Origin of the sequence: Mesorhizobium sp. ZC-5 (assembly GCF_025753855.1) — a bacterium.
GTDB lineage: Bacteria > Pseudomonadota > Alphaproteobacteria > Rhizobiales > Rhizobiaceae > Neomesorhizobium.
Map to the genome: position 1 here is coordinate 346,671 of NZ_JAOWPT010000005.1, position 11,542 is coordinate 358,212.

Consider the following 11,542-nt stretch of genomic DNA (forward strand, 5'->3'; position numbering starts at 1 on the left):
GAGATGTCACCGCATCCGTTGAGCAGCCTGCGCCATCTGCTTCATCCCCGCGCCGACAAGGCGCGGGAGCGGCAGCCACAGTTTGCCGTCTCCGACGTCATCCTCGTCATGATGATCGTCGTCGCCATACTCGTCCTCTTCGTCGAGGGCGCCTCTTATCTCGCTTCTGCCATGCAGATCGAAAACCCGGGACTACTCCAATGAGCAAAGTCGAATCCGCCAGCATCATGGATGCCGGCATCATTTTTCCCGCGATCGGCGCTTCGTTCACCAAGCTGGATCCGCGCTCGCTCGCCAGGAACCCCGTGATGTTCGTCGTCGCGGTGGTTTCCGCGCTGACCACTGTCCTGTTCATCAAGGACGCGGTGCTGGGCAGTGGCGCCGAATACGGCTTCACCCTGCAGATCATCATTTGGCTGTGGTTCACCGTGCTGTTCGCCAATTTCGCCGAGGCGGTCGCCGAAGGGCGCGGCAAAGCGCAGGCCGATGCACTGCGGCGCACCCGCACCGAAACCACCGCGAAGTTGCTCGCGCCCGATGGAAAGTCGAGCTACGAGATCGTGCCCGGCACCAGCCTGAAGGTCGGAGACGTCGTAGTCGTCGAAGCCGGCGACATCATCCCCTCCGACGGCGAAGTGGTGGAGGGCGTCGCCTCCGTCAACGAAGCGGCGATCACCGGCGAATCCGCGCCGGTCATCCGCGAAAGCGGCGGCGACCGCTCGGCCGTCACCGGCGGAACGCAGGTGCTCTCCGACTGGATCCGCGTGCGCATTACCGCTGCCGCCGGCTCGACCTTCCTCGACCGCATGATCGGCCTGGTCGAAGGTGCGCAGCGCAAGAAGACGCCCAACGAGATCGCGCTCAACATCCTGCTTGCCGGCATGACACTGATCTTCGTGCTCGCCGTCGCGACGATCCCGAGCTTTGCCAGCTATGCGGGCGGCTCGATCCCGATCGTAGTCCTGGTCGCACTGTTCGTGACGCTCATCCCGACCACCATCGGCGCACTGCTGTCGGCGATCGGCATCGCCGGCATGGATCGGCTGGTGCGCTTCAATGTGCTGGCGATGTCCGGCCGTGCCGTCGAGGCCGCGGGCGACGTCGATACGCTGCTGCTTGACAAGACCGGCACCATCACGCTCGGCAACCGCCAGGCGAGCGAATTCCGGCCGATCAAGGGCGTCACCGAGCAGGAGCTGGCCGATGCCGCCCAGCTTGCGTCGCTGGCCGACGAGACGCCGGAAGGCCGCTCGATCGTCGTGCTGGCCAAGGAAAAGTATCGCATCCGCGAACGCGACATGCGTTCGCTGCACGCGACTTTCGTGCCGTTCACTGCGCAGACACGCATGAGCGGCGTCGATGTCGATGGCAGCTCGATCCGCAAGGGGGCGGTTGATGCGATTCTTGCCCATGTCGGGGCCAACCCGACGGTAGCGGTGGCAAGCGGCGCGGCGACGGCCGTCAAGACGCAGGCCTCGACCGACAGCGTTCGTGAAATCCGCGCCATAGCCGACGAGATCGCCAAGGTCGGCGGCACGCCGCTCGCCGTTTCGCGCGATGGCCGCCTGCTCGGCATCGTTTACCTGAAGGACATCGTCAAGGGCGGCATCCGCGAACGTTTCGCCGAACTGCGCCGCATGGGCATCCGCACGGTGATGATCACCGGCGACAACCCGATGACGGCTGCGGCGATCGCGGCGGAAGCCGGCGTCGACGATTTCCTGGCCGAGGCAACGCCCGAGAACAAGCTGTCGCTGATCCGGGAAGAACAGACCAAGGGCAAGCTGGTCGCCATGTGCGGCGACGGCACCAACGACGCCCCTGCCCTGGCGCAGGCGGACGTCGGCGTTGCCATGAACACCGGCACGGTGGCCGCCCGCGAGGCCGGCAACATGGTCGATCTCGACAGCGACCCGACCAAGCTGATCGAGATCGTCGAGATCGGCAAGCAGCTCTTGATGACGCGCGGTGCGCTGACCACCTTCTCTATCGCCAACGACATCGCAAAATATTTCGCCATCATTCCGGCGATGTTCGTGGCGTTCTACCCGCAATTGCAGGTGCTGAACATCATGGGCCTGTCGACGCCGCAGTCGGCGATCCTGTCGGCCATCATCTTCAACGCGCTGATCATCATCGCGCTGATCCCGCTGGCGCTGCGCGGCGTCAAATACCGCGCCGTCGGTGCGGCGGCCCTGCTCCGGCGCAACCTTCTCATCTATGGCCTTGGCGGCATTCTGGTGCCGTTCGCCGGCATCAAGGCGATCGATATGATCGTCTCCGGCCTCGGCCTCGCTTAAGGAAGAAGACAATGTTGAAACAACTTCGCCCCGCCCTCGTCATGATCGTCGCGCTGACGGCGATCACCGGCCTTGCCTACCCGCTGGCGATGACCGGCATCGCCGGCGCCTTGTTCCCGCACCAGGCCAACGGCAGCCTGATCGTCGAGAACGGCACCGTCGTCGGCTCCGAACTGATCGGCCAGAACTTCACAACCGAGCGTTATTTCCACGGCCGGCCTTCGGTGACGCTCGGTCCCGACCCGGCCGATCCGTCGAAGACCACCACGGTTCCCTACAACGCCGTGAATTCGATGGGCTCGAACGCCGGTCCCGGCAACGCCGCGCTCATCGAACGCGTCAAGGCCGATGTTGAGAAGCTGAAGGCGGAAAATCCATCGCAGCCGGTGCCGATCGACCTCGTCACCTCGACCGGCAGCGGCCTCGACCCGCACATTTCGCCGGACGCGGCACTTTTCCAGGTACCACGCGTAGCGAAAGCCCGCGGTGTTGCCGAGGACCAGATACGCACGCTGGTCCAAGAGCATACGGACGGGCGGCTCCTGGGCGTTCTCGGCGAACCGATGGTCAATGTGCTTGCCCTGAACCGCGCGCTCGACGCGGCCGCACGATAGTGCGGCACCCGTCCAAAGCCGCTCCGGTTGACGCCGGGGCGGCTTTGCACAACCAATGAGGTGGACATTGCCCGGAGGCCCTGAGTCGCTTTGATGGCCGATGAAGCCGACAGGCGTCCCTCTCCGGACGCCCTTCTGGAAACCGCGGAACGCGAAGTGCGCGGCAGGCTGCGCATCTTTCTGGGTGCGGCACCCGGCGTCGGAAAAACCTACGAAATGCTGCTTGCCGGCCGCGCCCGCAAGGCCGAAGGCGTCGATGTGGTCATCGGCATCGTCGAAACGCATGGACGCAGGGAAACGGAAGCGCTTGTCCAGGGTCTGGAGACCATTCCGCGGGTCTCGATCGCCTACAAGGGCCGCGCGCTCGACGAGATGGACCTCGACGGCATTCTGAAGCGCCGGCCGGAGCTGGTGCTGGTCGACGAGCTCGCGCACACCAACGCAGCCGGCAGTCGGCACCCGAAGCGCTATCTCGATATCGAGGAATTGCTGGCGGCCGGCATCGACGTGTACACGACCGTCAACATCCAGCACGTCGAAAGCCTGAACGACATCGTCGCCCAGATAACCCGGATACGGGTGCGCGAGACGGTGCCGGATTCCATCATCGACCGTGCCGATGACATCGAGGTCATCGACCTGACGCCCGGCGACCTGATCGAGCGGCTGAAGCAGGGCAAGGTCTATCTGCCGCGCACCGCTAAAAGCGCCATCGAGAATTACTTTTCCCCCGGCAACCTGACCGCGCTTCGCGAGCTTGCGCTGCGGCGCACCGCACAGCGCGTCGACGACCAGTTGGTCAGCCACATGCAGGAACATGCGATCTCCGGCCCATGGGCGGCCGGCGATCGTGTTCTTGTCTGCGTCGACGAAGCGCCGCGGTCGCTGGCGCTGGTTCGTTACGGCAGGCGGCTTGCCGAACGCATGCGTGCGCCATGGTCGGTAGTGACCGTCGAGACCACCAGGTCATCGCGGCTTTCCGAAGCGGAGCGCGACAGGATCGCCATGTCCATGCGCCTTGCTGAAACCCTGGGTGCCGAAACGGCAACGTTGCCAGGCCGCAGCGTTGCCGACGAGGCCATGCGATATGCGCGCGAACGCAATGTCACCCACATCGTCATCGGCCGGTCCGACAAGTCGCGCTGGCGGGAATGGCTGGAAGGTTCGGCGACACATGACCTCATCCGCATTGCCGGCGATGTCAGTGTCCATGTCGTCTCAGGGCGCGAGAAGATAGCGGGCGATCCCAAAGGCTCGATACAACTCGGCAGTACAGCCGAATTTTCGCCGAAGCCCTACATCGCCTGCGTGGCTATAACCGCGGTGGCCCTTGGTTGCGCGCTGCTGCTGCGGCAATTCCTCGATGTCGACAACATCGGCATCGTCTTCCTGATGGGCGTGCTGACCAGCGCGCTTTGGTACGGACTGGCGCCGGCGATCTTCACCTCCATCGTCAGCGCGCTGGCCTTCAACTTCTTCTTCCTGCCGCCGCTTTACACGCTGACGCTGGGAAGCGCCGAAAGCGTCGTCACTTTCGTTTTCTTCCTCATCGTCGCGGGCATTGCCAGCAACCTGACGGCGCGCGTGCGCGGACAGGCGGTTGCGGCAAGGCAGCGCGCCCGTATGACCGAAGATCTCTATCTCTTTTCGAAGAAGCTTGCCGGCACGGCGACGCTTGATGACGTCCTGTGGGCCACCGCCTTCCAGATCGCGTCGATGCTGAAAGTGCGTGTCGTTCTGCTCCTGCCGCAAGACGGTACGATCACCGTCAAGGCGGGCTATCCGCCTGAAGATACGCTCGACCAGGCCGATATCGCGGCGGCGAAATGGGCCTGGGAAAACGACCGGCCGGCGGGGCGCGGCGCCGATACCTTGCCGGGCGCCAAACGGCTGTTCCTGCCGGTGCGGACGGCGCGCGGCGCGATCGGCGTGGTCGGCATCGACGATGACCGGCAGGGGCCGTTGCTGACTCCGGAACGGCGGCGCCTGATGGATGCGCTCACTGATCAGGCAGCCCTTGCCATCGAACGCGTGAACTTGGTCGAAGATCTCGACAACGCCAAGCTTGCGGTCGAAGCCGACCGGCTCCGTTCGGCGCTGTTGACCTCCATATCACACGATCTGAAAACCCCCCTCGCCTCGATCATGGGTGCGGCGGGAACTCTGAAGGAATTTCCAAAAGAACTGGACGACGCCGCCAAGGAAGACCTGCTGGCGACCATCCAGGATGAATCCGAGCGGCTGAACCGCTTCATCGCCAACCTGCTCGACATGACAAGGCTCGAATCCGGTGCGATCGAGCCGAATTTTGGCATGCTCGAGGTCAATGAAATTGTCGGCACCGCCCTGTCGCGCGCCAGGAAAATCCTGGCGTCGCACCAGGTCGACGTGGACCTGCCGAAAAACCTGCCGCTGATCCGGGTCGACCCCGTGCTCTTCGAGCAGGTGCTGTTCAACCTGTTCGACAATGCGGGCAAATATTCCGAGCCGCAATCGCGCATCCGCGTCCAGGCGTTCGCCGACGATGGAGCCGTGACCTTGCAGATACTCGACGAAGGACAAGGTATCGCCAGCGAGGACCTGGAGCGTATCTTCGGCAAGTTCACCCGCGCCCAGAAGGGCGACAGCGTGCGCGCCGGCACCGGGCTTGGGCTTGCCATATGCCGCGGTTTCGTGGAGGCGATGGGCGGCACGATCACCGCCGGCAACCGCACCGACCGCACCGGCGCGGTGTTCACGATCAGGATGCCGTTTTTTCCTGGCGAAGCAGACAGAAAGGCCGTCCCGCTGTGAGCGCTCCTCCCGTCAGGATATTGATCGTCGACGACGAACCGCCGATCCGCAAGCTGTTGCGCGTCGGTTTGACGACGCAAGGCTATACGGCAATCGAGGCGACCAACGGCAAGACGGCACTGGAGCGCATGGCCGACAGCGCGCCTGATCTGGTGATCCTCGACCTCGGCCTGCCGGACATCCAGGGCCACGACTTGCTGAGGCGCTGGCGGGACGAAAACAATCTCGTGCCGGTGATCATCCTGTCCAGCCGCACCGACGAGGCAGGCATCGTGGACGCGCTCCAACTCGGCGCCGACGATTATGTGACAAAACCGTTCGGCGTGAATGAACTGCTTGCCCGCATCCGCGTCGCAATTCGGCACCGGCTGCAGCAGCAGGGCGAAAAGCCGGTGTTCCACACCGGAGAATTGTCGGTCGACCTGGTCAGGCGCATCGTCAAGGTCGGCGACGAGGAGAAAAAGCTGTCGCCGAAGGAATACGACATATTGCGAGTGATGGTGCAGCACGCCGGCAAGGTGCTGACCCACAACTACCTGCTCAAGCAGGTGTGGGGCGACGCCTATGACGTGCAGTATCTGCGCGTCTATGTGCGGCAGTTGCGCCAGAAGATCGAGCCGAACCCCGAACAGCCGCGTTATATCAAGACCGAGACGGGCGTCGGCTACCGGCTCAGCGAAGGCAACTGATCGGCACGCCGCAGCAGGCATTGCTTGCGTTGTGTTCCCTTTTTGTTCTAAGTTGCCCAGATGCAGCAAGTGCTCGATTTTGGTGCTTGCGTCGATATCGCTATGATGCGCGACCTGTTGCGACCGATCTTTCCACGTCCAAGCGATCGGCCTCAACTCGACCTTTTGGCGCAACTGATCCGGTCCCTACTCGGCAGCCGGACCAGGGATGCGGTGTCGTGGCAAGCCTTTTGGGATCTGGTCGACCGGTTTCCGGACTGGGCCGACCTTGCCTGCGCGCCGGTTGCAGAAGTCGAGGCGATTATCGCAGACGTCACCTTCGCGGACGACAAGGCGAAAAGAATTATCGAAACGCTGCAACGAATCATGGTGCTGCGTGGCGAATATAGACTGGAATTCCTTGCTGAATTGCCGGTTGAGGCCAGTTTGGCCTGGTTGCGGCGCCTCAAAGGCGTCGGACCGAAGATTGCGGCGGCGACCCTCAACTTCAGCATCAGGCAAGGCAGTGCCTTCGTCGTCGACACGCACATACTCAGGGTCTTGCAGCGGTTCGGCATGATTGGTCCCAATGCGGATATCGACCGGGCGTTTCAGGTCGTCACGTCAGCCACGCGAGGATGGTCGGCGGACGAACTTCAGGAACTGCATTTCCTGTTGAAACGTCTCGGCCAAACCTGGTGCAGGCACAGCATCGCGGAGTGTGGCCCATGCCCGTTGCAATCACGCTGCCAACGACGCACTTGCACGGAGCAAAAAATGCCTCGCGTTGCAAAATCGCCGGCACCTTTGGGTGCCGGCGCCTATGATCAGCTGCGCTTACAATATTAGCCGTCAAGCATGCGGCACCCGACTTGACGTAACCGGACCCTACACTGTACGGCGTCTGTATACAGAGCGCCGAAGCACCAGAAGGGTCGACCGATCGATGGAAATTTTCACCGCCGCCGGCTTTTCAGCGCTCCTCCAGGTCATCGCCATCGACCTCGTTCTTGCCGGCGACAACGCCATCGTGATCGGCCTCGCGGCGGCCGGCCTGCCGTCCGAACAGCGCAAGAAGGCGATCCTCATCGGTATCATCGCCGCCACCGTACTGCGCATTTTCTTCGCTCTCGTCACCCAGCAATTGTTGCAGATTGGACCGATCCTGCTGGTCGGCGGCGGCCTGCTGCTGCTCTACGTATGCTGGAAGATGTGGCGCGAATTGCGGACATCGCACCAGGACGAACATGAGGCGACCGAGGCCCTTGGCGACACCGACTACAACGCTGACGGGACGGTCGCCAAGGCTGCGAATAAAAAATCACTCGGACAGGCGGTATGGCAGATCGTCATCGCCGACGTTTCGATGTCGCTCGACAACGTGCTGGCCGTCGCGGGAGCCGCGATGGATCATCCGACGGTCCTGATCATCGGCCTGGCGCTTTCGATTGCGCTGATGGGCTTTGCCGCCTCCTTCATTGCCAGGCTGCTGCACAAGCACCGCTGGATCGCTTATGTCGGCCTCGCCGTCATCCTCTACGTCGCCATCGAGATGACGCTGAAGGGGGCTTATGGCCAGTGGCCGGAGCAACTTTCGTTCCTAAGCGCATGGTTCGGTGCGCCCGGACAGATGGGGCACTGAAACTGGAGATTCCGGGGCTGGCGAAATGCCGGCCTCTGAATTCCCTTCCTATCCTAGCCGTTATTCAGCCGCCTGATTGCCTCGGCCTGCATGCTTTGCGGCGACATCTGCATGAATTCTATGCGGTTGCCGTCGGGATCCTCGATCCAGCACCCACTTTTCGGCTCGACGGTGAATTTATGCCGACCTTGCGCAAGACCTCCGCGGTCGCGTCGAGGTCATTGCACTCCGTCACCGATTGTCCTTCCATGAAGCGTTCCGCGGCAGTGATTACAAACCCGGAAAACTGTGTTACTGCGCCGCCTTCTCCGAATAGATCAGAAAGCCTGCCCGATGTCCGCCCCACGCGTCAGTTTCGTCAGCCTTGGTTGCCCGAAGGCGCTTGTCGATTCCGAACGCATCATCACCCGGCTTCGCGCCGAGGGCTACGAAATCGCCCGCAAGCATGATGGCGCAGACTTGGTCGTGGTAAACACCTGCGGCTTTCTCGATTCCGCGCGCGATGAATCGCTGGGTGCGATCGGGACCGCTTTGAAGGAAAACGGCAAGGTCATCGTCACCGGCTGCATGGGCGCCACCCCGGAATTGATCCGCGAAAAGCACCCGAACGTGCTGGCGATCACCGGGCCGCAGGCTTACGAGAGCGTCATGGCGGCGGTGCACGAGGCCGCGCCTCCCACGCACGAACCCTTCATCGATCTCCTGCCCCCGCAAGGCGTCAAGCTGACGCCGCGTCATTACGCCTACCTGAAGATCTCCGAGGGCTGCAACAACCGCTGCACCTTCTGCATCATTCCCGACCTGCGCGGCGATCTCGTCTCGCGGCCGGCGGCGGACGTCCTGCGTGAAGCCGAGAAGCTGGCCAATGCCGGCGTCAAGGAGATCCTGGTTATCTCCCAGGATACAAGCGCTTACGGCATCGACATAAAGTACCAGCCGAGCATCTGGAAGGAGCGCGAGGTCCGCGCCAAGTTCCTCGACCTGTCACGCGAACTCGGCGAGATGGGGATGTGGGTGCGCATGCACTACGTCTACCCCTACCCGCATGTCAGCGATGTCATCCCCCTGATGGCGGAAGGCAAAATACTGCCCTACCTCGATATCCCCTTCCAGCACGCCTCGCCGCAGGTGCTGAAGAACATGCGGCGTCCGGCCCACAATGAAAAGACGCTGGAGCGTATTCGCGGCTGGCGCGAAACCTGCCCCGACCTGGCGGTGCGCTCGACCTTCATCGTCGGTTTCCCCGGCGAGACCGATGAGGATTTCGAGATGCTGCTCGACTGGCTGGACGAAGCCAAGATCGACCGCGCAGGCTGTTTCAAATACGAGCCGGTGAAGGGCGCACGCTCAAACGACCTCGGGCTGCCGGAGGTGCCGCAGGAGATCAAGGAAGCGCGCTGGCACCGCTTCATGCAACGCCAGCAGAAGGTTTCCGCGGCCCAGCAGTCGAAGAAGGTTGGCAAGCGGCTGCCGGTGATCATCGACGAAGCGCATGGAAATTCCGCCAAGGGCCGCACCAAATACGACGCGCCCGAAATCGACGGCGCGGTGCACATCCAGTCGCGCCGGCCGCTGCGCGCCGGCGACATCGTCACGGTCAAGATCGACCGCGCCGATGCTTACGACCTCTACGGCGCTGCGGTCTGAGCGAAAGAACGTTTACTCGCCTTTCGCCCCGAACTGCTTCTGGAAGAATGGCACCTTCATCGCGGCCGCACTGTCCATCTGCTGCGACCGTTGATGGGCCGGACGTGCCGCGATGCGATCCATATAGGCGCGGAAGACTGGCCGTTCCGGCAGTATCTTCATCATGTCCATCGTGTAGCCAATAGCTGAGGCAAGCTGCGTGTCGGCCGCTGTGAAGCGGTTGCCCGCCGCGTAGTCGCGTTCAGTCAGGCAGCGCTCAAGATAGTTCACCATGTCGTCGAACAGGCCGAACGAATAGTCGTTGCTTTGGTAGGTCAGGCCATGCGCTCGCGCGGCAATGCACGGGTCCATCACGGAATCGCAATAGACGTTCATCGTCAGATACGGACCTCGCATCGGGTCGCCGATCGCTGGAGCGAGCCCGGCATCCGGGAAGGCATCCGCCAGATAGGTGGTGATCGCTCCGCGCTCCGTGATGACGACGCCGTCGTGCTCGATGGCCGGCACCTTCTTGTTGGGCTGCACCTTGCGATAGGCCTCCGGCAAGCCGCCATCCTGCCTGATATCGATCTCGACAGTCTCATAGTCGACGCCCAGTTCCTGGAGCAGGTAGAGCACGCCCGAAGCGCGCGACCACGGTGCGTAGTAAAATTTCAGCATCGGCGGGGTCTCCTTGTTGTCTGGCAAAGACATAGCGGAGCCATGCTGACAGTCCATGTCAGGAGCGGAATACGCTCCGACGAAAAAGGGCGCCGTCTGAGGCGCCCTTTCCTGTTTGTGGAGGCAGGCGGTGCTTACTGCGGCAGCTTGTCGTCGACGCCCTTGACGTAGAAATTCATGCCGAGCAGCGTGCCGTCGTCGGAGACTTCGCCGGCCTTGAGCCACTCGGTGCCGTCCTGCTTGGTGATCGGGCCGGTGAAGGGATTGAATTCACCCGACTTGATCTTGGCTTCGGTCTCTTCGGCGAGTTTCTTCACGTCGTCGGGCATGTTGGTGTACGGCGCCATCACCACATGGCCCTCCTTCATGCCGCCCCAGACGTCCTGCTGCTTCCAAGTTCCGTCGATCAGCGCCTGGATGCGCTCGATGTAATACGGACCCCAATCGTCGACGATGGAGGTGAGCTGCGTCTCCGGGCCGAACTTGATCATGTCGGAAGCCTGGCCGAACGCCTTGATGCCGCGTTCGGTGGCGACCTGCATCGGCGCGGTCGAATCCGTGTGCTGGGTGATGATGTCGACGCCCTGGTCGATCAGCGCCTTGGCTGCGTCGGCTTCCTTGCCGGCGTCGAACCAGGTGTTGGCCCATACGACCTTGACCTTGAAGTCCGGATTGACCGACTGCGCGCCTAGCACGAAGGCGTTGATGCCCATCACCACTTCCGGGATCGGGAAGGAGGCGATGTAGCCGGCAACGCCGGCCTTCGACAGCTTGGCGGCGATCACGCCCTGCACGTAGCGGCCCTCATGGAATTTCGAATTGTAGGTCGCGACGTTCGGATGCTCGCGCTTGTAGCCGGTGGCGTGCTCGAACTTCACGTCCGGAAACTTGCCGGCGACCTTGTTGGTCGGATCCATGAAGCCGAACGAAGTGGTGAAGATGATGTTGCAGCCGGAACGCGCCAGCCGCTCGATGGCGCGTTCGGCGTCAGCGCCCTCCGGCACGCTTTCCAGATAGGCGGTTTCCAGTTCGTCGCCGAACTTCTCCTTGGCCTGCAGCAGGCCCTGGTGGTGCTGGTAGGAATAGCCGAAATCACCGATCGGGCCGACATAGACCCAGCAGCCCTTGACCTTGGCTTCGGCGGCGATGGTGCCGAACGACAGCACGGCGGCTGCGGCGGCGGTTAAGAGAATGGTCTTCTTCATTTTGTTCTTCCTC

Annotated in this window: 10 protein-coding genes; 8 read left to right on the forward strand and 2 right to left on the reverse strand. The window is 62.6% G+C overall.

All coding sequences use genetic code 11. The features are described from left to right. Positions 1–3 precede the first annotated feature (3 nt). The 8 genes from OHD58_RS16765 (at position 4) to rimO (ending at position 9,664) form a co-directional block, all read left to right on the forward strand. Positions 4–204 (forward strand): hypothetical protein, encoded by a 201-nt coding sequence (locus tag OHD58_RS16765; protein ID WP_263804556.1) that lies wholly within the window; start codon positions 4–6, stop codon positions 202–204. Next, on the forward strand, positions 201–2,300 hold the full coding sequence (gene kdpB, locus OHD58_RS16770) for a potassium-transporting ATPase subunit KdpB (RefSeq protein WP_263804557.1): 2,100 nt from the start codon (positions 201–203) through the stop codon (positions 2,298–2,300). The genes OHD58_RS16765 and kdpB overlap by 4 nt, the downstream gene beginning before the upstream one ends. Positions 2,301–2,311: 11 nt before the next feature. Beyond that, the gene (locus tag OHD58_RS16775) at positions 2,312–2,914 is read left to right on the forward strand and encodes a K(+)-transporting ATPase subunit C (RefSeq protein WP_263804558.1); all 603 of its coding nucleotides are present in this window, start codon (positions 2,312–2,314) and stop codon (positions 2,912–2,914) included. Between the two features lie 93 nt (positions 2,915–3,007). Further along, the gene (locus OHD58_RS16780; protein ID WP_263804559.1) at positions 3,008–5,707 is read left to right on the forward strand and encodes a sensor histidine kinase; all 2,700 of its coding nucleotides are present in this window, start codon (positions 3,008–3,010) and stop codon (positions 5,705–5,707) included. Then, positions 5,704–6,396, forward strand: a complete 693-nt coding sequence (locus tag OHD58_RS16785; protein ID WP_263804560.1) for a response regulator transcription factor — start codon at positions 5,704–5,706, stop codon at positions 6,394–6,396. Before OHD58_RS16780 ends, OHD58_RS16785 begins: the two co-directional genes overlap by 4 nt. A gap of 60 nt (positions 6,397–6,456) precedes the next feature. Further along, positions 6,457–7,224, forward strand: a complete 768-nt coding sequence (locus OHD58_RS16790) for an endonuclease III domain-containing protein (protein WP_263804561.1) — start codon at positions 6,457–6,459, stop codon at positions 7,222–7,224. A gap of 97 nt (positions 7,225–7,321) precedes the next feature. Further along, positions 7,322–8,017 (forward strand): TerC family protein, encoded by a 696-nt coding sequence (locus OHD58_RS16795; protein WP_263804562.1) that lies wholly within the window; start codon positions 7,322–7,324, stop codon positions 8,015–8,017. Between the two features lie 333 nt (positions 8,018–8,350). Next, positions 8,351–9,664 (forward strand): 30S ribosomal protein S12 methylthiotransferase RimO, encoded by a 1,314-nt coding sequence (rimO, locus tag OHD58_RS16800; protein WP_263804563.1) that lies wholly within the window; start codon positions 8,351–8,353, stop codon positions 9,662–9,664. Between the two features lie 12 nt (positions 9,665–9,676). Here rimO and OHD58_RS16805 read toward each other — a convergent pair whose 3' ends face one another. Both OHD58_RS16805 and OHD58_RS16810 read right to left on the reverse strand, forming a co-directional pair. After that, positions 9,677–10,324 (reverse strand): glutathione S-transferase family protein, encoded by a 648-nt coding sequence (locus tag OHD58_RS16805; RefSeq protein ID WP_263804564.1) that lies wholly within the window; start codon positions 10,322–10,324, stop codon positions 9,677–9,679. 134 nt (positions 10,325–10,458) lie between these two features. Then, positions 10,459–11,529, reverse strand: coding sequence for a BMP family ABC transporter substrate-binding protein (locus tag OHD58_RS16810; protein ID WP_263804565.1), 1,071 nt, complete (start codon positions 11,527–11,529; stop codon positions 10,459–10,461). Positions 11,530–11,542 lie beyond the last annotated feature (13 nt).

Coding starts and splice junctions, on each gene's coding strand:
- OHD58_RS16810 (WP_263804565.1), bottom strand. CDS start 11,529: ATGAAGAAGACCATTCTCTTAACCGCCGCCGCAGCCGCCGTGCTGTCG.
- OHD58_RS16805 (WP_263804564.1), bottom strand. CDS start 10,324: ATGCTGAAATTTTACTACGCACCGTGGTCGCGCGCTTCGGGCGTGCTC.
- OHD58_RS16790 (WP_263804561.1), top strand. CDS start 6,457: ATGCAGCAAGTGCTCGATTTTGGTGCTTGCGTCGATATCGCTATGATG.
- rimO (WP_263804563.1), top strand. CDS start 8,351: ATGTCCGCCCCACGCGTCAGTTTCGTCAGCCTTGGTTGCCCGAAGGCG.
- OHD58_RS16775 (WP_263804558.1), top strand. CDS start 2,312: ATGTTGAAACAACTTCGCCCCGCCCTCGTCATGATCGTCGCGCTGACG.
- OHD58_RS16795 (WP_263804562.1), top strand. CDS start 7,322: ATGGAAATTTTCACCGCCGCCGGCTTTTCAGCGCTCCTCCAGGTCATC.
- OHD58_RS16765 (WP_263804556.1), top strand. CDS start 4: ATGTCACCGCATCCGTTGAGCAGCCTGCGCCATCTGCTTCATCCCCGC.
- OHD58_RS16780 (WP_263804559.1), top strand. CDS start 3,008: ATGGCCGATGAAGCCGACAGGCGTCCCTCTCCGGACGCCCTTCTGGAA.
- kdpB (WP_263804557.1), top strand. CDS start 201: ATGAGCAAAGTCGAATCCGCCAGCATCATGGATGCCGGCATCATTTTT.